Genomic DNA, 18,599 nt, shown 5'->3' on the forward strand with positions numbered 1-18,599 from the left:
GCCAACCGCCCCGCCCCCCCCCGCGCCGCCCGCGGGGGCCGCCCCCCCCCCCCCCCGCCCCGCCGCCCGCCCCCCCCGGGGGGGGGGCCCGCCCACCCCCCCCCCCCCCCCCCCCGACGGTGTGGTGGGTTCGGTGTCAGCCCTCGATCGGGAGGTGCCCCGCGCGGACCGCGGCGACGAAGGCCTGCCAGGAAGCGGCGGGGAAGGTGAGGACCGGGCCTTGGGGGTCCTTGGAGTCACGGACCGGGACGGCGCCGGGGAGGGATCCGGGGGCTACCTCGATGCACTCTCCCGCGTCGCCCGCGCTGTAGCTGCTCTTGCGCCAAGCAGCCTTCCTGAGATCGGCGTTCTGCAAAGCGGTACTCCTCCATCGCATCGGCGATCAGGGCACGAGATTCCCCCAGCGAGAGTACACCTGCGCGCACGAGGTCGAAGTCTCGGCGAGAACCCTCGACAATTGACGGCACGTCACTGAAATGCCCGCGATACAGACTCTCGGAGTAGACCCACTCCTTCCCGTCCGGCATCAGCAGTAGGACCATGGAGGCGGACGGCGACGCCGGCGCGGGACAGTCGAACGGCGCCACCTGGAGAAAGATGTTCGACCGCTCGGTCACTGCGAGCAGGTGTTCCATCTGCTGTCTCATCACACCTGGGCCGCCCACGACCGAACGGATGGCGCCCTCGTCGAGAACCACCAGCAACGTTGGACCATCGGGAGCCAGGAAGCGGCCCTGCCGCCCCATCCGGGTCGCAACTCGCTCGGCGAACAGCTTGGGATTGTTGCGCGCGTTTCCGGTGGCGAACATCGCTCGAAGGTACGCCTCGCACTGCAGCAGGCCGTTGACCCGGGCGTATTGAAGCACCCGGACCGCCGCGGCCTCCTCCTCCAACTCCATGAACGTTTCGAACCAGTCCGGGCGCTCGATGTCCGCTTGCCAGTCCACTCGCTCCCAGAGTCGGACCAGCAGGCCTCCCATGGAGAGCACTTCGTCGGCCCTTCCGACGGTGTCCCGGTCCATCGGCCGCTTGCCGCCCTCGAAGCGTGTGATCACCGTGCGGTGGAAGTTCAGGAATGCGCCGAGCTCCTCCTGCGTATAGCCCGCCCGTTCGCGCGCATAGCGGAGGGCTTCGCCGAACATCTCTGCCGGGCTGGACGTCGGTGCGGTCTCAAGGCGCCGATGTGCCACGCGTTTCCCCCTCAGGTGCCAGCGGTCTCCACACGTTGATTTGGTCGCCACCGTAACTCCGGCAACGCGATGATTGAGACCTCAGTGCAGCACTCTGCATGCATAGCGTGATTGCGCGCTCCCCTCTCGCTCCCCTCCGCCCCCGAGGTGCCTCGCCATGCCCACAACGTGCCCCCACCCCGACGCCGGCCCCCGCCACCACCACCACCGCCCCCGGACCTTCGCCGCGCGGCTGGACTCCCGTGCCGGCTCGGCGCCGGTGGCCCGGCAGTTGCTGCGCGCCTACCTCTCGGCGCTGCCCGCCGGCGACCGCTACGCCGACGTCGCCGAGCTCCTCCTCGGCGAACTCTTCGCCAACGCCGTCCAGCACTCCGACGCCCCGGCCGACCGGCTGATCGAGGTGCGCTTCGCCCTCGTCAACGGCCTCCTCCGCCTGGAGGTCCACGACGCCGGCGGCGGACGCCCCTCGCTCCACTCCCCGGTGCTCGAGGACGAGCGCGGGCGCGGCCTCTTCCTCATCGAGCAGCTCGCGGAGCGCTGGGGGTGCTGTCCCCGCGCGGGCGGGGTCGGCAAGTTCGTCTGGGCGCTGATCGCCCCGGCCCTCCCCCTCGCCGTCACCGCTGCCGACACCACCCTCACCGCCCTCGCCGTCTGAAAGCCCCCCACCACCATGCGACTCGCCGCCACCGCCCGCCATCTGCTCGACGCCGGCGCCACGCCCGCCGAGGCCTACGCCGAGCTGGCCCGCCGCACCCGGGAGCCGTTGCGCTCCGCCCGCGCGGTCTGCTCCGCCCTCGACATCCCGGCCGTCGAGGTGAACCACCGCCTCGACGACTGCTTCGACGCCCTGCTCGCCGGCGCCCGCCCTGGTGGCGAGGCGGACACCGGTGAACTGCTCGAAGCCCTGGGCGTGTTCGACGTCCCCCAGCCGCTGGACCCGCGCGGCCGGGCCGTCGTCGACCTCTTCCTCGCCGCGATCGACGCGCTGGGCGGGATCCGCGCGGGCCACCAGCACGGGCTGGCCCGCTGGTTCGTCACCGGGAACCTGGCGGCCGCCTACCTCTCCCTCGCGGCCACCGATCCCCACCCCTCCACCGGCGACCCGGCCCACTACTGGGCCTCCCTCGTCACCGCCGGGGAGCTGCTCCGGGCCGCCGACGCCCCGGACCCGCGGGTCGGGCCCGCGCTGGCCCGCTGCCGGGAACGCGCGCGGACCGCCGCCACCGCCACTCCCGCCGGGTGATGGTCTACTGGGCGAACGCCCGTGCACCACCCGACCGTTGGGGGAATCCGTGTTCCGCAGCGACCGCCCGCACGACCGTCACGACCGCCACGTCCCCGCCGACCGCCAGACGGCCGAGGAGTGGGGTGGGCGGATCGCCGTCCTCCGTGACCCGCCGCCCGGGTGGTTCGCCCTCCTGGGGCGCCAGAGCAGCGACGGCCACCTCTGCCACCTCGACCTGAACTACCACCTGGGCCGCGAGCTCGTGGCGATCGTGCAGACCTCCCGGCCCGTCCCGGAGCACCACCGGGTGAAGTCCTCCACGACCCCGGAGAGCCAGCTCTCGAACTTCCTCGGCAACTCCGACCGCCTCGACCCGAGTGTCGGCCCGGCCCCGATCGACGCGCCGCCCACGCCCGGGCTGGTCCGGCTCGACGGCGAGGCCGTCCCCGTCGAGGTCCAGCACAGCCTGGGCTGCCTGAGCGCCCTGGTCCCCCGACTCCCCGGCCAGCAGGGCTACGTGATCGTCACCGCGCCGGCCGAGCACTGGGCGGCCGTCACCGACCTCGTCCTCCGACGGCCGGCGGCGGGCTGAGTTCACCCCAAGGTGGGGTTTGGCTCAACGAACCACCACCCGGGTGCCGAGAACCCATCGGGGTGGCGGCGCTGAGGGCCGCCACCCCGCTCCTCTCCGGCGGCAGAAGTTTTTTCTCCGGGACCGATGAGTTCGGGCGGTGGCGGCGGTCAAACCTGAGAAAGCCCACGCCAGCCGACCGGGGAGACCTGAGATGTCCAACACCGCCACCGCGACCACCACCGCCACCACCACCGCCACCACCACTGTCACTGCCACTGCCACCGCCACGGCGACCCCCACCCGGCCCGGCAAGGCCGTGGTCCGGACGGTCTGGACGCTGCGGATCCTGCTCGCGCTCTTCTTCGCCCTGGCCAGCGCACTGCCCAAGCTGCTCGCGCTGCCCGCCGCCACGACCGTCTTCGACGCCATCGGCGCGGGCCACTGGTTCATGTACCTGACCGGGCTGGTGGAGCTGGCCGGAGCCGTCGGCCTGCTGCTGCGCCGGCTCGCCGGGCCGGCCGCGAGCGCGCTGATCCTCTTCCTGGCCTGCGCGTTCGTCACCCAGCTCACCGCAATGCACGGCGAGAACGCCGGAACCCCGTTCCTGTTCATGGTGCCGCTGGCCGTGATCGCCTGGAACCGGCGCGCCGAGACCGCCGCGCTGCTCGGCCGCCGGCGCTGACCGGGCGGGGCGGCCCGCACCGGCCCGGGGTGCCCCGGCCGGGGCACCCCGACGTCGAACGGGCCCGGAACGGCCGACGGTCAGTCCTCCCGCCCCTCCTCCCGCCCGCGGAAGGCCCGCCGGTAGTCGCGCGGGGCGACGCCGACCCGGGCCGTGAAGACCGGGCGCAGCGAGACCGCGGAGCCGAAGCCGCAGCGGGTGGCGACGGTGTCCACGGGCAGGTCGGTCTCCTCCAGCAGGCGCTGGGCCGTGAGGACGCGCTGGTCGAGCAGCCAGCGCAGCGGGGTGGTGCCGGTGGCGGCGGTGAAGCGGCGCGCGAAGGTGCGTTCGGACATCAGGGCCGTGGCGGCCATCCGGCGGACCGTCCACGGGGTGTCCAGGGCGGCGAGGACCTCGGCGCGGGCCCGGGCGAGCGGGTCGTCGGCGGGCTCGTCGGGGACGGGCGTGGGGATGAACTGCGCCTGGCCGCCGGCCCGGAAGGGCGCGGTGACCATGGTGCGGGCGATCGTGGCGGCGGCCCGCTGGCCGTGCGCGGCGCGGACCAGGTGCAGGCAGAGGTCGATGCCCGCCGCGACGCCCGCGGAGGTCCAGAGGCCGTCGCCGCCCGTGAAGAGCACCTCGGGGCGGACGGTCACCGCCGGGTGGCGGCGGGCGAGTTCGGGAGCGTGGGCCCAGTGGGTGGTGGCCTCCCGGCCGTCCAGCAGTCCGGCCTCGGCGAGCACGAAGGCGCCCGCGCACAGCGAGGCGATCGGGATGCCGGCGGCGCGGACGGCCCGCAGGGCGGCGTGCACGGCGGGGTCGCGGGTCGCTGCCGGGTCCTCGATGCCGGGGACGACGACCAGGTCGCAGTCCACCAGCGCCGCCAGGCCGGCGTCCGGGACCCGTTCGAGCCCTCCGCCGAGCCGTACCCGGGCGCCGTCCGGGCCGCAGACGCGCAGGTCGAAGGCCGGGAGGCCGGGCCGGGCGGACCGGTTGGCCCACACCTCCCCGATCACCGCGTAGTCGAAGGCCCGCACCCCGTCGAAGATCAGGCAACCCACCGTTCGCATGGCAGGAATCTATCGATGGATGGCATCCGCTCCCCTCACCGGCCCCCGGCACCGGACCGCACGATGGACGCATGACGAACACCGACGCCTTCGACGCCCCGCTCGCCCTCGACCCCGACGCCGTCCTGCTCCTGATCGACGTCCAGAAGGGCTTCGAGGACGAGGCCTCCTGGGGCCCGCGCGACAACCCGCAGGCCGAGCAGCGGATCGCCGACCTCATCGCCGCCTGGCAGGCCACCGGCCGTCCGATCGTCACGGTGCAGCACGGCTCCTCCTCCGGACCGCTGGCACCGGGGACACCCGGCTACGAGCTGAAGGACTTCGTCGCGGAGGTCACGCCCGCACTGCACGTCACCAAGACCGTGAACAGCGCCTTCTACGGCACCCCCGACCTGCACGCCTGGCTGCAGGAGCGCGGCGCCCGCCAGGTGGTGGTCACCGGGATCATCACCAACGTGTGCTGCGAGACCACCGCCCGGATGGCCGGCAACCTCGGCTACGACGCGGTCTTCCCCACCGACGCCATGCACGCCTTCGACCTGACCGGGCCCGACGGCACGACCGTCCCCGCCGCCGAACTCGCCCGCGCCACGGCGACGGTGCTGCACGCGATGCGCTTCGCCAAGGTGGTGACCACGGAGGCCGTCCTCACCGCGGCCAAGGCCTGACGCCGGGACGCACGGCGCCTCGGGCGCACGGCCCCACGGGCGCAGGGTCCGGGGCGCACGATCCCCGGAGCGACCGGGCGGGCTCAGGACCGGAGCGACCAGGAGGCCTCAGGCCCGGAACAGCGGCGCGTAGGCGGTGCCCTCCTCGGCGTTGAGCAGGACGTACCCGCTCCCCAGGCCGGTCGCCACCTCCCGCAGCCGGGCCAACGCGGCCGCCTCCGAGGGGACTTCGAGACCGAGGGCGGCTGCTGCCGCGTCCCGGTCGGCGAGCAGGCCGGGCTCGTCCTCCAGATACTCCTGCGCGGCCTCCGCGCTCTCCTCCGCGGTCAGCCGCGGGCAGTCCCGCCACCACGGCACGGCCAGCAGCAGCCGGACCAGCTCCGGCAGGCCGACGGCCAGCAGCGCCGCGCCGCCCTCGGAGTCGGCGTACAGCACGGGGCGTTCCTCGCCGCCCTCGCCGCAGAGGAAGAAGGTGCCGCCCGCGCCGTCCTTGCCCACCGGCTCCAGGGCCTCGCCCGAGGCGAGCACGACCTCCTCGACGTGCGGGTAGTGCCGGAGGTCGAAGTCGCCCGGCCAGAGCAGGTAGTCGAGGGCGGCCTGGTCGGCTCGGATGGCGTCGAGCAGCGGGGTGGTGGTCGGCATGGCGGCCACCCTACGGGCCGGCGGCGACACTCAGGCGGCCAGCCGCTCGGCCAGGTACGCCTCCCAGGTGCGGTGGCCGAGTTCGGCCCCGGCCAGGGTGAGGTTGTCCCCGGCGCGGTAGGCGCGGCCGAGCCTGCCCGGCACCCGCAGACGCAGGTGGCGGCGGCTGCGGCCCTGCGCCTCCAGGTAGCCGCGGGTCAGCTCGCCCATCTCGTACACCGTCGGACCGGCCAGGTCGGGGACCATCCCGGCGGGCGCGTCCAGTGCCAGCTCGACCAGCCGGGCCGCGACCTCCCGGACGTCCACGGGCTGCCACCGGACGCCGCCGGGGGCCGGGACGAGCGGCAGCTTCGCCATCTTCTCGACCACGGTGAACGCCAGGTCGTGGAACTGCGCCGCCCGCAGGACGGTGTACGGCAGGCCCGAACCGGCCACCGCCTCCTCGGCCGCGTGCTTGGCCCGGAAGTAGCCGAGCGGGATCCGGTCGGCGGCGATCACCGAGATGTACACCAGGTGCCCCACCCCGGCCCGCCGGGCGGCCTCGACCAGGACGCGGGTGGCGGCGTCGTCGCCCTTGGGGCCGCCGGCCAGGTGCAGCACGGTGTGCACGCCGGCCAGCGCCTCGTCCAGGCCGGCCGCGGCGGCGGCCGGATCACCGAGCAGGTCGCAGCGCACGTACGTCACGCCGTCGGCGGGCTCGCGGTCGTGCCGGCTGAGGACCCGGACCTCCCGGCCGGCCGCGCGCAGCAGCGGCACGACCCGGCGGCCGAGGGTGCCGGTGCCACCGGTCACCAGGACGGGGGTGCCGTTCGCGGGGGTGCCGTTCGCCGGGGTGCCGTTCGCCGGGGTGCCGTTCGCGGGGGTGCCGTTCGCCGGGGTGCCTGCGTTGGGGTTCTTCGTCACGATCGTCTCCGATTCGTCCCGGGCGGGGAGTTGATCTCCGCGCCGCAGCCGTTGTTTGGTGGCTCCTGCTGTACTGACCCACGGCGACGAAGGAATGTGACACGGGTGGACGGAAAATCTTCCGCACAGGATCCGGCCGGGCTCTTCGAGGCCCACCGGCCCAGACTGCGGGCCGTGGCGTACCGGATGCTCGGCTCGATCAGCGAGGCCGAGGACGCCGTCCAGGAGACCTGGCTGCGGTACGACCGCACCGACACCGGGGACGTCGCGAACCTCGCCGGCTGGCTGACCACCGTCGTGTCCCGGGTGTGTCTGAACCTGCTGCGCGAGCGGGCGCACCGCCGTGAGGAGCCGCTGGAACCCGGCGGCTCCGACCAGGTGCGGATCCCGGACCCGCTGCTGCGGCGCGAGGGCGTGGTCGACCCTGAGCAGGAGGTGATGCTCGCGGACTCGGTCGGGCTGGCGCTGATGGTGGTGATGGAGTCGCTGTCCCCCGCGGAGCGGGTCGCCTTCGTCCTGCACGACATGTTCTCGGTGCCGTTCGAGGAGATCGCCCCGCTGATCGAGCGGACCTCGGCCGCGACCCGCCAGCTGGCCAGCCGAGCCCGCCGCCGGGTGCAGGGGCAGGCGCCGGCGCCCGATCCCGACCTGGGCCGGCAGCGGGTCGCGGTGGACGCGTTCTACGCCGCCGCCCGCAACGGTGACCTGAACGCGCTGCTGGCCGTGCTCGATCCGGACGTGGTGCTGCGCTCGGACGGCGGTGCGGGCGTGCGGGTCCGGCAGACGGTGGTGCTCTCCGGTGCGGCCGAGGTGGCGGGGCAGGCCGTCCTGTGGGGCACGCTGTCGCCGTTCGCGCGTCCCGCGCTGGTCAACGGCGTCGCGGGCGCGGTGGTGATCGACGACGGCGGCCGGACGATCTCCGTCATGGCGTTCACCGTGGTGGACGGCGCGATCGCCGCGATCGACGTGCTCACCGACCCGGACCGGCTGGCGCTGCTGGACGTCACGGCCTTCCGGGGCTGAGGGGCGCGCTTCCGGAGTCGAGGGGGCGCGACGCGGCCGGCGGCGGGGCTCTCCCCGGCCGCCGGCCGCCCCGGGCCGCGGTCGGCGGGTGTCCACACCTCGGTCGGACCGGCCGGAGGACTTGATCACGACGGGCGGTCCGGGCCAGGATCTCCCCCGGTTGGATCACAACGGGGGGAGCCGTGATGTCCGAGGACCGGTCGGTCAGTCGTGGGCTGAGACAGCGTCACATCGCCATGATCGCGCTGGGCGGGGCGATCGGAGCCGGGCTGTTCGTCGGCTCCGGCGTCGGCATCGCCGCAGCGGGGCCCGGGATCGTGGTGTCGTACGTCGTGGCCGGGGCGCTCACCGTCCTGGTCATGCGGATGCTCGGCGAGATGTCCGCCGCCCACCCCGGCTCCGGGTCGTTCTCCGCGCACGCCACCCGCGCCTGGGGGCCCTGGGCCGGGCTGCTGGCCGGCTGGATGTACTGGGCGCTGCTGGTGGTGAGCGTGGCCGCGGAGGCGATCGGGGCGTCCCGGATCGTGGCGGGATGGCTGCCCCAGGTGCCGGCCTGGGTGTGGGTGGCGGCGTTCATGGCGCTGTTCACCGGGACGAACCTGGCGGGCGTGCGGCACTTCGGAGAGCTGGAGTTCTGGTTCGCCGGTGTGAAGGCGGCCTCGATCTGCGCGTTCATCCTGCTCGGCGCCGCCGCCGTGCTCACCGGCCGGGCCCCGGCCGCGGAGCACCTGAGCGCCCACGGCGGCCTGCTGCCGCACGGCTGGCACGGGGTCGCGGTGGGCACGATCGCGGCGGTGTTCGCGTACGGCGGGCTGGAGACGGTGACGATCGCCGCCGCCGAGTGCGCGGATCCGGTGGCCGCGGTGCGCCGGGCGGTGCGCACGGTGCTGTGGCGGGTGGCGCTGTTCTACGTCGGCTCGATGGCGGTGATCGTCGCCGTGGTGCCCTGGGACGACCCGGCGGTCGCGGCCGGTCCGTACGCGGCGGCGATCGGCCGGATCGGGGTGCCGGGCGCGGCGCAGCTGATGAACGCCGTGGTGCTGGTGGCCCTGCTGTCCGCGATGAACGCCAACATCTACGGCTCCTCGCGGATGCTGCACGCCCTCGCCGCCCGCGGCGACGCCCCGCGCCTGCTGACCGGCCGCGGCCGGGCGGCCGCCCCCGGCGGTGCCCCGGGCGGTGCCCCGGACGGCGTCACCGGTGGCAGCGGCGCCCCGACCGGCACCGGCCGCGCCGTGCTCGCCTCGGCCGCGTTCGGCTTCGCCTCGGTGGTGCTCAGCCTGCTGTGGCCGCGGACCGTCTTCCCGTTCCTGCTGAACTCGATCGGGACGGCGATCCTGGTCGTCTGGATCCTGATCGCCGCCTCCCACCTGCGGCTGCACGGCCGGCGGCGACGCCCCGGGGGGCCCGAGCAGGAGCGCGGGCCCGAGCGGGGCGGGCCCGGGCCGGCGACCCCGATGCGGGGCTTGCCGTACCTGGGCTACCTGGCGCTGGCGGCGATGGCCGGGGTGCTGGTGTTCATGCTGGTGGACCCGGGCAGCCGCAGCCAGGTGCTGTGCACGGGCGCGTGGACGGCGGTGCTGCTGCTGGTGGCCGGGCTGCGGCGGCGCCGTCGCGGGCCGGGCGCCGCTGCGGACGCCCTTCCGGAGACTGGGCCGACCGCCGCTCAGGACGCCCGTCCGGAGGCCGGCACGGCCGCCGCTCCGGACGCCCGGACCTCCGCCGTCGCCGCGGTCACCGCTCCCGCGCGTACCGGGCCAGGAACAGGTCGACCCCGGAGCTGATCATCCGGTGCATCCCGGCCTCGTCCAGGTCGGCCTCCGGGCGGAACGTCCGCACCAGCTGCGGCACGCCCACCGTGCAGGCGACCAGCTGCTGCACGGCCAGCACCGGGTCCTCCACGGCGAGCACGCCGCGGCGGTCCAGTTCGGCGAAGGCCTCGATCAGCGGGCCGTTGTTCATGTCGTAGCTGACCCGGTACCAGAGCTGGCCCAGCTGCGGGAAGCGGTCGATCTCGCCGATCACCAGCCGGCGCAGCGACATGATGTCGGGGCGCAGCAGGATGCGGGTCCAGTCGAGGGTGAGCGTGATCAGCGCGGAGCGCAGGTCGTCGGCCTCGGCGATGGTGGAGTTCCACGGCTTGAGGTCCTCGTAGGTGGTCGGCAGTATGCCGCCGATCACCGCGAGGAAGAGCCGCTCCTTGTTGCCGAAGTGCTTGTAGATGGTCGCCTTGGAGACGCCGGAGCGCGCGGTGATGGCGTCCATCGAGGCCGCGGAGTAGCCCTCCTTCAGGAACTCGACCAGGGCCGCGTCGATGATCGCCTGCCGCTTGCGCTGGGCGGCGTCGACCGGGCTCGGGATGATCGGGATGCCGAACTCGTCGATCGGCCCGGGGTTGTCGGCGGCCATCGGGGTTCTCCTCGGGGTGCTCGGGGGGAGACGGTACGGGCCAGTATAGGAAACTGAACCGTTCGGTCGGATCGCGTGGCGGCGCCCGGCAGGGTGCCGACGGAGCGCGTTCCGCCTCGCCGGCGCACCCGCCCGCGGCCGGCGCCGCGACCGGTCAGTGCACCAGTGAGGCGAAGTGCGGGCCCAGCCCGGCGATCCGCTCGCCGAACTCCGCCAGGCGCGGGGCGAGTGCCGCCAGCTGCGGGCCGAGCGCCGCGCCGAGCAGGAACACCAGGTTGAACAGCCCGATCGCCTCCGACCGCCGGGGCGGCGCGACGGCCTCGGCCGCGGCGCCGGTCAGGACGCCCTGGCCGCCCGCGTTGACGCAGGCGCTGGCGCCCGCACCCAGCAGCACCAGCGGCGCCCAGGGGCTGGACGCGGCGAGGGCGAGCGCGGCGAACGAGCCGCCGAGCAGCAGGCCGGCGGTGCGCCGCAGGCCCAGCCGGGGCGCGGCGCGCACCAGCGACCAGGAGAGCAGTGCGCCGGTCAGGGTGGCGAGCGAGCCGACGGCCCCGGTCTGGACGGCGGTCCAGCCGGTCAGCGCGGCGGCCCGGCGCGGGGCGCCGTAGACCAGGCCGAAGTTGACGGTCGCCAGGACGAGCATCACGCCGGCGACGGCCCGGAAGCGCGGCACCGCCAGGGCGTCCAGGCCGAGGAAGCCGCGACCCGCGGGCCCGTCGGCCGCTGTGGCACCGCCCCGCGACCCCGGGTCCGGCGCCGGCTCCGCCACCCGGTCCGCCACCGCCCCGGCGCACGCGCGCAGCGCGGCCGGCAGCACCGCCAGGGTCAGCACCGGGAGCACCAGGCAGGCCCGCCAGCCCAGCCCGGCCGCCACCGCCGCACCGATGAACAGCCCGGCGGTGCCGCCCGCCGCGCTGCCGATCGCGACGAGCCCGGAGGCCCGCCCGTCCGGCCGGCGCGCGGCCAGCTGGAAGGCGGCCACGTTGAACCCGGCCGCGCCGACCGCCTGCAGTGCGCGCCCCGCGACCAGCGGGCCGAGCTCCGCCCCGGCGGCCAGCGTGACCAGCACGCCGAGCAGCAGCGCCGCCGCGGAGGCGAGCAGCAGCGCCCGCGGGCCGCGCCGACCGGCGGTGCCGGTGAGCAGCGGGGTGCCGAGCATCATGCCGAGGCCGTAGCCGCTCATCAGCCAGGACGCGGAGTCGAGGCCGGTGTGCAGTTCGCGCGCGACGGCGGGCAGGACGAGGCTCGGACTGGAGAGCCCGGCGGCCCCGGGTGCGGCGACCGCCGCGAGCAGCAGGCCGGTCCGGAGCGACCCCCGTACGCCCCGGCCGGCGCTGCCCGCCGACGGCTCCGCCGGGGGCGCGCCCGCCCCGGCCGCCGTGTCCAGCACTCCCGGGCTCATTCCGGGATCCTCCCGAACTTGCCGTTCGAGAAGTCGAGTTGGGCCTGCCGGAGCTCGGCCGCGGTGTTCATCACGAACGGGCCGCCACGGGCCACCGGCTCGCCGATCGGCTCGCCGGCCAGGACCAGCACCTCGGCCGGGCCGCCCGGCGCGGCGACGGCGATCCGCTCGCCGTCGTGCGCCAGCACCGCGAGCTGACCGTCCGCCAGCGGCGCGTCGGGCAGTTCGACGGCGCCGGAGAGCACGTAGACGGCGGCGTTGTGGCCCGCCGGCACGGTGAACTCGACCTGCCCGCCGGCGGGCAGCACGGCGTGCGCGAGCAGGACCGGCAGGTGGGTCTCGAACGGCCCGGCCACGCCGTGGCTACGGCCCGCGATCACCTTGACCGCGCTGCCGTCCCCGGTGCGCACCACCGGGATGGTGTCGGGCCCCTGGTTCTGGCTGCGGGCCGGGAGGTCCTTCAGCCGGGCGGGCAGGTTCACCCAGATCTGGAGCATGTGCTGGCGGCCGCCGCGGGCGAGCAGGTCGGCGGTCGGCTCGTTGGAGTGCACGATGCCGGCGCCGGCGGTGAGCCACTCGACCTCGCCGGCGACGCTGGTGCCGCGCCGGCCGGTCGAGTCCGCCCAGTCCATCGAGCCCTCGATGAGGTAGGAGACCGCCTCGAAGCCGCGGTGCGGGTGGGCGGGGGCGCCCTTGGCCTCGCCGGGGGCGAGCAGCAGCGGGCCGGTCTGGTCGACCATCAGGAACGGGTCCAGCATCGGGAGCTCGGCCACCGGGAACGGGCGGCGGACGGGGAAGCCGGCGCCCTCGAAGGTGTGCACGGGATCGATGACGGTGGTGGTCGAGCGGACGGGGGCGGCCTGGGCCGCGGCGAGCTGAGTCGTCGTCATGCCCAAGACTGAACTACACGATTCAGTTCAGAGTCAAGACTGAACCGTCTGGTTGACGTACTGAACTGAACCGTTTAGATTTCTCGGCGTCGGAAGGACCGCCGGCCCGACTCCCGCCCCGCACCGGGCGGTCCGGCCGGCCGTCCGTGCCACCACCCACATCCACCCGCAAGGAGCACCGCCATGACCGCGTCCAAGGTCTTCGCCCTCTCCGGCTCGCTGCGCGCCGACTCGCACAACACCGCACTCCTGCGCGCCGCCCAGGCGTTCGACCCGGCCGGCATGGAGATCGAGATCTACGACGGCCTGCGCGAGATACCCCCGTACGACTACGACCTGGACCACCCCGGCCTGCGCCCGGCCGTCGTCGAGGAGCTGCGCCGGGCGGTCTCCGCCGCGGACGGCCTGCTCGTCGCCACCCCGGAGTTCAACTACTCCGTCCCCGGCGTCCTCAAGAACGCCCTGGACTGGCTGAGCACCGACTGGAGCCGGACCGAGGGCGTCCCGCTGCGCCACAAGCCCACCGCGATCATGGGCGCCGCGCCGGGCAGCTTCGGCTCCGTCCGCGCCCAGCTGGCGCTGCGCCAGATCTTCCTCTGCACCGACAGCGACGTGGTGGCCAAGCCCGAACTCGTCGCCTTCCGCTCCCACGAGCGCTTCGACGGCGAGGGCACCCTCGTCGACGAGGGCACCATCGGCATCCTCAAGGACCTGCTGACCGCCCTGCAGGACAAGATCGACGCCGCCCGCGCCTGACGCCCCTCCCCCGGCCCCTCCGGCACCCCGCCCCGGCTCGCCCCGGCCCGGCCCCGCGCCCGCCCCGGCCTGCCCCGGCTCCGAGGACCCACCCCGCCCCGGCTCGCCCCGGCCCGGCCCCGCGCCCGCCGCGGCCTGCCCCGGCCCGGCACCCGCAGCCGCGTCCACGGCCTGCACCCGCACCCCGAAACCCACCGCCCCCACGCGGCACGAAGCCCGCCGAGCAAGCGCTCGGCGGGCTTCGTCACGCCTCCCGCACCGGTCCGGTCGGGCGGCCGGGGCGGCGCGGTGTCACCGGTCACCGCGCCACCGCGGATTCCGCACCGGTGGAACGTCACCGCGGGAACGTCACCGGCTGGAACGTCACCAGCCCTGCGCGGCGACCCAGTCGGCGAGGTGGCGGGCGCAGACGTCGACGGACTCGCGCCAGCTGTGCGCCGCGCCCTCGCCGGCCTCGTCACTGACGTGCTTGACCAGGCGCACCGGCAGCCCGGCACGGTGGGCGACCACCGCGACGGCGTAACCCTCCATGTCGACCAGGTCGGCGTGCTCGGCCAGCCGGGCGCGGGCCGCCGGGTCGGAGACGAAGAGGTCGCCGGTGGCCAGCACCGGCCCCTGGCCCCGGCCCACCACCAGCGGGGCGCCGTAGGTGCGCCCGGTGAGCTCGTACAGGGCGGGGGTGTCGAGGTCGTGCTGGATCACCTGGACCACGTGGTGGGTGCCCTCCCAACCGGGGCGCAGCGCGCCGGCGGTGCCCAGGTTGACCACCTCGGACGGCCGCTCGCCCTGCGCGAGGACGGTGGCCAGCGCCGAGGTGGCGTTGATCTTCCCGATGCCGGTGAGCAGGACGGGCAGCCGGCCGTCCAGGTGGGCGGCCTCCTCGCGGACGGCGACGACGAGCAGCGGGCGGTCGGGCGAGATCGTTCCAAGCAGGCGCATGCGCCCATCGTACGGAGAGCGTCCGGCCCGCAGCGGGAGCGCGCACCCGGGCGGACCCCGGCGCTCCGGACCGCCCGGGGAACCGCACGGGGTGCGTCCGGCGTCGGACGGTACGCCGCCCGCCCCGCGCGGCCGCCGAGGCGCCCGGGGCGGCACCGCGGCGAAGCCTCGAACCGTGCACCGGAAACTCAAGATCGGCGCAAGTCGGGTGTGGCCGGGGGGAGTCACGGCCATACTGCTGGCATCGGCCGCGCCCGGATGACGGGCCGGCCCCAGGGGAGGGTGAGGCGGGTGGCGACACCAGGAGGTACCGGCGCACCGGGCGCCGCGGTCCGGACACGGCCGAACGGTCCACCGGGCGCCACGGCGTCCGGACCCGGCGGTGCGCCCGCGCGCCGCCCCGCCGCGGGCCCACCCGCACCGCGCGGGCTGCGGGGGCGGCTCGCGCGGGCCGCCCGGACGGCCCCGGGCCGGCTGCGACTGGCCGGCGCGGTGCTCGCCGCGCTGACGGTGGCCTTCGGCGCGCTGACGGCCTGGCAGCTGGAGACCCGGGCGCAGGCCGCCCAGCGGGTGGTCTCCTACAGCCAGCCGCTGAGCCAGGCCGCCGCCGACATCCACCGCTCGCTGGCCGACGCCGACACCACCGCGGCCACCGGCTTCCTGCTGGCCGGCGCCGAGCCGAAGGCCGTCCGGGACCGCTACGAGCAGGACCTCGCCACGGCCGCCAAGCTGATCGCCGACGCCGCCGCCCGGACCACCGCGACCTCCCCCGCACAGGGCTCGCTCGCCCGGATCAACCAACAACTCCCGCTCTACTCCGGCCTGGTGGAGAGCGCCCGGACGAACAACCGGCAGGGCTTCCCGCTCGGCGGCGCCTACCTGCGGTACGCCTCCGAGCAGATGCAGACCCAGCTGCTGCCGGCCGCCGCCGAACTGACCACCATCGAGAACGGCGAACTGGCCGCCGACTACGCCGAGGCCAAGGCGGTGCCGTGGGGGGCGTACGTCCTGGCGCTGCTCACCCTCGCCGCCCTGGTCTGGGTGCAGCTGACGCTGTTCCGCCGCACCAACCGGGTCTTCAACCCCGGCCTGCTCGGCGCCACCGCCGCCGTCCTGGCCGGCGCGCTCTGGCTCACCGTCACCGGCCTGACCGCCAGCGCGGCGCTCAAGCAGAGCGACCGCGAGGGCGCGACCCCGCTGCGCGCGCTCAACGCCGCCCGGGTGGACGTGCTGACCGCCCGGCTCGCCGAGAACCTGAACTTCGTCGCCCGCGGCTCCACCACCAGGTACACCGACCAGTGGCTCAAGACCACCCAGCACCTGTCCGCCAGTGCGCCCGCCGACACCCCGGTGGACCAGCTGGTCGGCACGCTGCCGGAGGCCTTCCGGCTGGCGCCGCCGCAGGCCCGGTCGCTGGTCGCCGACGCCCGCGCGCAGTACGCCGTCTGGGACGAGCGGCACACCTCCGCGCGGAAGGCGGAGGTCGACCGGGCCGACTACCAGGGCGCCCTGGACGCGACCGTCTCGGCCGTCGGCGCCACCACCACCGCCGACGCCGCCTTCAACGGCACCGACCAGGCGCTCGCCAAGGCGGCCGACGCCGAGCAGGAGCGGTTCCTGGCGTCCGCGAAGGGCGTCGACGGGGACCTGCGCACCACGGCCGTCGCCGTCGCGGTGCTGGGCCTGGTCGCCGCGGCCGCCGCGCTGCGGGGCCTGGGCCGACGACTGGCCGAGTACCGGTAGAGGGGGGACGACAGATGCGCAAGAGGACCCGAACGGGCCGGCCGGCCGCCGTGCTGGCGCTGCTCGCCGCCGGTGCGGCCGTGCTCGGCGGGGGCGGCCCGTCCGGCGCCGCGCCCGTCGCCGCCGGCGCGCCGCAGACCGTGCGGCAGGACCAGCGGACAACGCAGGACCAGGCCGACTGCGACGTGTACAAGAGCGTGCCGCCGAGCACCGAGGACGGCCCGGCGGTGAAGGCGATCAAGGCCCGGCGCAGCCTGGTCATCGGTGTGGACCAGAACAGCTACCGCTGGGGCGCCCGCAACCCGAACACCGGCCAGATCGAGGGCTTCGACATCGACCTCGCGCGGGCGATCGGCACCGCCGTCATGGGCGACGCCGACAAGGTGGTGCTCAAGCCGGTGGCGACCGCGGACCGGGTCGACGCCGTCCAGAAGGGGCGGGTCGACCTGATCGTCCGCACCATGACGATCAACTGCAAGCGGATGGAGGACGTCGCCTTCTCCAAGCCGTACTTCAGCATCACCCAGCGGGTGCTGGTGCCGAAGGCCTCCCCGGCGAAGAACGTCGACGACGCGGTCAAGGACCGGACGGTCTGCGCCGCCAAGGGCTCGACGGCCTGGAACGTCCTGGACGGCAAGAAGACCGCCAGGCAGGTCGTCACCGTCGAGAACCAGCTGGACTGCCTGGTCCTGATGCAGCTCGGCAAGGTCGACGCCACCATGACCGACGACGGCCTGGCGGCCGGCCAGGCCGCCCAGGACCAGACCGTGCGGATCGTGGACGGCGAGGCGCAGCCCGAGGTGATCGGCGTCGCGATGCTCAAGACCAGCCCCGACCTGACCGCCCGGGTCAACCAGGTGCTGGCCGACTACTACGCGAGCGGCGCCTGGCGCAGCTCGTACGACCGCTGGCTCAAGCCCTACATGGTCAACGACGCCGACCACTACTGGCCGGTGGCACACTGACCGGCCCGCGGGCGGGCGGCGGGCGGGGCGGGGCCGGCACCACCGACGCCCCGCGCCCGCACCCGCCGCGGGGCCACCGGCTAGGGTTCGGGACGATCACCGCGGGGAGACCGCCGGTGGGCACGGGGGCTGTCGTGGGATCGCAGGACGGGATCGCACGCGAGGAAGGAAGGACACCGCGGTGGCGGCATCGGCTGGCCCGGTACTGAGCCGGGAGGAGGTGGACCGCGCGCTGGCGCGCCTCGGCGCGGAGCGCGACGCGGTCGAGTCCGCGCTGCTCGCCCTGCAGGACCACCCGGGCCTGCGGCTGCTCGACGGCGCCGACCTGGCCGGGCGCACCCTGGAGCAGTGGTCCGTCGCCGGCAAGGGCCTGCCGCTGCTCTGGGCGCTGTTCGACCGCTACTCGGAGGCGCTGGCCTCGGCGCGCGCCGTGCGGGCCCGCAAGGCCAAACCCGGTGCGCCCGAACTCGCCGAGCTGAGCGAGCTGTTGACCGGCGACGCGGTGACCGTCCCGGGCGGCGCGCTGCCCGACGGCCCGCAACTGCTCGGCGCGCCCGCCCGCCTGGTCGAGCGGATCAGCCTGGACGCGCTGATGGCCCGGATGAACTCCTGGTACGCCACCGTGCTGGAGGTGGTCAGCGCCGCCGACGCGGTCTGGTCGGCGCTGCCGGCCCGGATCGACCTGCTGCTGGCCGAACTCCACCGGGTGCGCACGCTCGCCGCCTCGCTCGGCGTGCGGGCCGGCGGCCACCCGCTGGGCGACGACCTCGCCGGGCTGGAGGCCGACCTCACCGCGCTGCGCACCGAGGTCCGCGGCGACCCGCTGGCGCTGTGGCGCCCGGCCCGGGTGCCCGCCCAGCGCGGCACCGTACCGGAGGGCACCGCCTTCGCCACGCCCGCCGGCGTGGTGGACACCGAGCGCTTCGACCGGGCCGGGCGGGCCCTGGACGGCGTGCGGCTGGAGCTGGAGGACCTGCTGCGGCTGCGCGACGACGCCGAGGAGCGCCTGCAGGGCGTCGGGGACCTCCTCCAGCGGGCCGACGCCACCCTGGCCGAGGCCCGCCGGGCGCGCGGCGAGGTGCTGGCGAAGATCGCCGCCAGCGACGTCCCGGCGGTGCCCGGCCCGGCCTCGGCCCTGCGGGAACGGATCGTGACGGCCCTGGAGCTGCGCCAGGCCGGGCAGTGGGGCCGGCTGGCGCCGCTGCTGGACGCGCTGGAGGACGCCGCGGCCAAGGAGCTCGGCCGCGCCCGGCAGGCGCTCACCGAGGTGACCCAGCCGCTGGCCGTCCGCGCCGAACTACGCGGCCGGCTGGACGCCTACAAGGCGATGGCGGCCCGGCTGCGGGTCTCCGAGGACCCGGAAGTGATCGAGCACTACGAGAAGGCGCGCTGGCTGCTCTGGAGCGCGCCCTGCGACCTGCGGGCGGCGGCCGCCGCGGTGGCCCGCTTCCAGCAGTCGCTGCGGCCGGCACAGGCCGGGGCCGCACCGGAGACGGCCGGCCCGACGCCGGTCGACGGACAGGTACAGGGGGGCTGAGG

The 18,599-nt window shown here is 75.4% G+C and carries 20 protein-coding genes; 11 read left to right on the plus strand and 9 right to left on the minus strand.

Annotated elements, in window-relative coordinates; genetic code table 11:
* Positions 1-136: 136 nt before the first annotated feature.
* Together ACFYUY_RS32610 and ACFYUY_RS32615 are read right to left on the minus strand one after the other, a co-directional pair.
* The gene (locus tag ACFYUY_RS32610) at positions 137-283 is read right to left on the minus strand and encodes a DUF397 domain-containing protein (RefSeq protein ID WP_387906072.1); all 147 of its coding nucleotides are present in this window, start codon (positions 281-283) and stop codon (positions 137-139) included.
* Positions 237-1,142 carry a helix-turn-helix domain-containing protein gene (locus ACFYUY_RS32615; RefSeq protein WP_387905999.1) on the minus strand — a complete coding sequence of 302 codons (906 nt, stop codon included), beginning with the start codon at positions 1,140-1,142 and terminating at the stop codon, positions 237-239. Before ACFYUY_RS32615 ends, ACFYUY_RS32610 begins: the two co-directional genes overlap by 47 nt.
* 205 nt (positions 1,143-1,347) lie before the next feature.
* Here ACFYUY_RS32615 and ACFYUY_RS32620 point away from each other — a divergent pair, with 205 nt between their 5' ends.
* From ACFYUY_RS32620 to ACFYUY_RS32635, 4 genes are all read left to right on the plus strand, one after another.
* On the plus strand, positions 1,348-1,845 hold the full coding sequence (locus ACFYUY_RS32620; protein ID WP_387906001.1) for an ATP-binding protein: 498 nt from the start codon (positions 1,348-1,350) through the stop codon (positions 1,843-1,845).
* A 15-nt stretch (positions 1,846-1,860) separates the two neighbouring features.
* Positions 1,861-2,433 (plus strand): hypothetical protein, encoded by a 573-nt coding sequence (locus tag ACFYUY_RS32625; protein WP_360216931.1) that lies wholly within the window; start codon positions 1,861-1,863, stop codon positions 2,431-2,433.
* Between the two features lie 49 nt (positions 2,434-2,482).
* The gene (locus tag ACFYUY_RS32630; protein WP_387906004.1) at positions 2,483-3,007 is read left to right on the plus strand and encodes a hypothetical protein; all 525 of its coding nucleotides are present in this window, start codon (positions 2,483-2,485) and stop codon (positions 3,005-3,007) included.
* Between the two features lie 193 nt (positions 3,008-3,200).
* Positions 3,201-3,671 carry a DoxX family protein gene (locus ACFYUY_RS32635; protein WP_387906007.1) on the plus strand — a complete coding sequence of 157 codons (471 nt, stop codon included), beginning with the start codon at positions 3,201-3,203 and terminating at the stop codon, positions 3,669-3,671.
* 80 nt (positions 3,672-3,751) lie between these two features.
* On the opposite strand, the gene ACFYUY_RS32640 is transcribed toward ACFYUY_RS32635, so the two are convergent.
* Entirely contained in the window at positions 3,752-4,720 is a 969-nt protein-coding gene (locus ACFYUY_RS32640; RefSeq protein ID WP_360216940.1) for a helix-turn-helix domain-containing protein, read from the minus strand.
* 71 nt (positions 4,721-4,791) lie between these two features.
* On the opposite strand from ACFYUY_RS32640, the gene ACFYUY_RS32645 reads away from it, so the two are divergent.
* Positions 4,792-5,388: a cysteine hydrolase family protein gene (locus ACFYUY_RS32645; protein ID WP_387906010.1), complete on the plus strand. Its 597-nt coding sequence runs from the start codon at positions 4,792-4,794 to the stop codon at positions 5,386-5,388.
* 108 nt (positions 5,389-5,496) lie between these two features.
* Here ACFYUY_RS32645 and ACFYUY_RS32650 read toward each other — a convergent pair whose 3' ends face one another.
* Together ACFYUY_RS32650 and ACFYUY_RS32655 are read right to left on the minus strand one after the other, a co-directional pair.
* On the minus strand, positions 5,497-6,030 hold the full coding sequence (locus ACFYUY_RS32650) for a hypothetical protein (protein ID WP_387906013.1): 534 nt from the start codon (positions 6,028-6,030) through the stop codon (positions 5,497-5,499).
* Between the two features lie 30 nt (positions 6,031-6,060).
* Positions 6,061-6,825 carry an SDR family oxidoreductase gene (locus ACFYUY_RS32655; RefSeq protein ID WP_387906074.1) on the minus strand — a complete coding sequence of 255 codons (765 nt, stop codon included), beginning with the start codon at positions 6,823-6,825 and terminating at the stop codon, positions 6,061-6,063.
* Between the two features lie 213 nt (positions 6,826-7,038).
* Here ACFYUY_RS32655 and ACFYUY_RS32660 point away from each other — a divergent pair, with 213 nt between their 5' ends.
* Together ACFYUY_RS32660 and ACFYUY_RS32665 are read left to right on the plus strand one after the other, a co-directional pair.
* Positions 7,039-7,956, plus strand: coding sequence for a sigma-70 family RNA polymerase sigma factor (locus ACFYUY_RS32660; protein WP_360216949.1), 918 nt, complete (start codon positions 7,039-7,041; stop codon positions 7,954-7,956).
* A 185-nt stretch (positions 7,957-8,141) separates the two neighbouring features.
* A complete protein-coding gene (locus ACFYUY_RS32665; protein WP_387906016.1) occupies positions 8,142-9,740 on the plus strand; it encodes an amino acid permease in 1,599 nt (532 codons plus the stop codon).
* Here ACFYUY_RS32665 and ACFYUY_RS32670 read toward each other — a convergent pair.
* The 3 genes from ACFYUY_RS32670 to ACFYUY_RS32680 form a co-directional block, all read right to left on the minus strand.
* Positions 9,691-10,365 carry a TetR/AcrR family transcriptional regulator gene (locus tag ACFYUY_RS32670; RefSeq protein WP_360216955.1) on the minus strand — a complete coding sequence of 225 codons (675 nt, stop codon included), beginning with the start codon at positions 10,363-10,365 and terminating at the stop codon, positions 9,691-9,693. The two genes, ACFYUY_RS32665 and ACFYUY_RS32670, sit on opposite strands and share 50 nt — an antisense overlap.
* A 154-nt stretch (positions 10,366-10,519) precedes the next feature.
* A complete protein-coding gene (locus ACFYUY_RS32675; RefSeq protein ID WP_387906019.1) occupies positions 10,520-11,767 on the minus strand; it encodes an MFS transporter in 1,248 nt (415 codons plus the stop codon).
* Complete coding sequence (locus ACFYUY_RS32680; RefSeq protein ID WP_387906022.1) at positions 11,764-12,657, minus strand: pirin family protein; 894 nt, start codon at positions 12,655-12,657, stop codon at positions 11,764-11,766. The genes ACFYUY_RS32675 and ACFYUY_RS32680 overlap by 4 nt, the downstream gene beginning before the upstream one ends.
* A gap of 183 nt (positions 12,658-12,840) precedes the next feature.
* Here ACFYUY_RS32680 and ACFYUY_RS32685 point away from each other — a divergent pair, with 183 nt between their 5' ends.
* Positions 12,841-13,413, plus strand: coding sequence for an NADPH-dependent FMN reductase (locus ACFYUY_RS32685; protein ID WP_387906025.1), 573 nt, complete (start codon positions 12,841-12,843; stop codon positions 13,411-13,413).
* A 363-nt stretch (positions 13,414-13,776) separates the two neighbouring features.
* On the opposite strand, the gene ACFYUY_RS32690 is transcribed toward ACFYUY_RS32685, so the two are convergent.
* Complete coding sequence (locus tag ACFYUY_RS32690; RefSeq protein WP_360216966.1) at positions 13,777-14,352, minus strand: nucleosidase; 576 nt, start codon at positions 14,350-14,352, stop codon at positions 13,777-13,779.
* Between the two features lie 492 nt (positions 14,353-14,844).
* Between ACFYUY_RS32690 and ACFYUY_RS32695 the strand changes: the two genes are divergently transcribed.
* From ACFYUY_RS32695 to ACFYUY_RS32705, 3 genes are all read left to right on the plus strand, one after another.
* Positions 14,845-16,095 (plus strand): hypothetical protein, encoded by a 1,251-nt coding sequence (locus tag ACFYUY_RS32695; protein WP_360216969.1) that lies wholly within the window; start codon positions 14,845-14,847, stop codon positions 16,093-16,095.
* A gap of 14 nt (positions 16,096-16,109) precedes the next feature.
* On the plus strand, positions 16,110-17,060 hold the full coding sequence (locus ACFYUY_RS32700; RefSeq protein WP_360216972.1) for a glutamate ABC transporter substrate-binding protein: 951 nt from the start codon (positions 16,110-16,112) through the stop codon (positions 17,058-17,060).
* Between the two features lie 181 nt (positions 17,061-17,241).
* Complete coding sequence (locus ACFYUY_RS32705) at positions 17,242-18,597, plus strand: hypothetical protein (protein WP_360216975.1); 1,356 nt, start codon at positions 17,242-17,244, stop codon at positions 18,595-18,597.
* Positions 18,598-18,599 lie beyond the last annotated feature (2 nt).

The organism is Kitasatospora sp. NPDC004745, from assembly GCF_042873275.1.
Taxonomy (GTDB): Bacteria; Actinomycetota; Actinomycetes; order Streptomycetales; family Streptomycetaceae; genus Kitasatospora.

What these genes read in the sequence shown, in the direction of transcription:
- ACFYUY_RS32620 (WP_387906001.1), top strand. Translation starts at nt 1,348, where the DNA reads ATGCCCACAACGTGCCCCCACCCCGACGCCGGCCCCCGCCACCACCAC.
- ACFYUY_RS32685 (WP_387906025.1), top strand. Translation starts at nt 12,841, where the DNA reads ATGACCGCGTCCAAGGTCTTCGCCCTCTCCGGCTCGCTGCGCGCCGAC.
- ACFYUY_RS32665 (WP_387906016.1), top strand. Translation starts at nt 8,142, where the DNA reads ATGTCCGAGGACCGGTCGGTCAGTCGTGGGCTGAGACAGCGTCACATC.
- ACFYUY_RS32680 (WP_387906022.1), bottom strand. Translation starts at nt 12,657, where the DNA reads ATGACGACGACTCAGCTCGCCGCGGCCCAGGCCGCCCCCGTCCGCTCG.
- ACFYUY_RS32615 (WP_387905999.1), bottom strand. Translation starts at nt 1,142, where the DNA reads ATGTTCGGCGAAGCCCTCCGCTATGCGCGCGAACGGGCGGGCTATACG.
- ACFYUY_RS32625 (WP_360216931.1), top strand. Translation starts at nt 1,861, where the DNA reads ATGCGACTCGCCGCCACCGCCCGCCATCTGCTCGACGCCGGCGCCACG.
- ACFYUY_RS32650 (WP_387906013.1), bottom strand. Translation starts at nt 6,030, where the DNA reads ATGCCGACCACCACCCCGCTGCTCGACGCCATCCGAGCCGACCAGGCC.
- ACFYUY_RS32640 (WP_360216940.1), bottom strand. Translation starts at nt 4,720, where the DNA reads ATGCGAACGGTGGGTTGCCTGATCTTCGACGGGGTGCGGGCCTTCGAC.
- ACFYUY_RS32690 (WP_360216966.1), bottom strand. Translation starts at nt 14,352, where the DNA reads ATGCGCCTGCTTGGAACGATCTCGCCCGACCGCCCGCTGCTCGTCGTC.
- ACFYUY_RS32675 (WP_387906019.1), bottom strand. Translation starts at nt 11,767, where the DNA reads ATGAGCCCGGGAGTGCTGGACACGGCGGCCGGGGCGGGCGCGCCCCCG.
- ACFYUY_RS32700 (WP_360216972.1), top strand. Translation starts at nt 16,110, where the DNA reads ATGCGCAAGAGGACCCGAACGGGCCGGCCGGCCGCCGTGCTGGCGCTG.
- ACFYUY_RS32635 (WP_387906007.1), top strand. Translation starts at nt 3,201, where the DNA reads ATGTCCAACACCGCCACCGCGACCACCACCGCCACCACCACCGCCACC.
- ACFYUY_RS32645 (WP_387906010.1), top strand. Translation starts at nt 4,792, where the DNA reads ATGACGAACACCGACGCCTTCGACGCCCCGCTCGCCCTCGACCCCGAC.
- ACFYUY_RS32670 (WP_360216955.1), bottom strand. Translation starts at nt 10,365, where the DNA reads ATGGCCGCCGACAACCCCGGGCCGATCGACGAGTTCGGCATCCCGATC.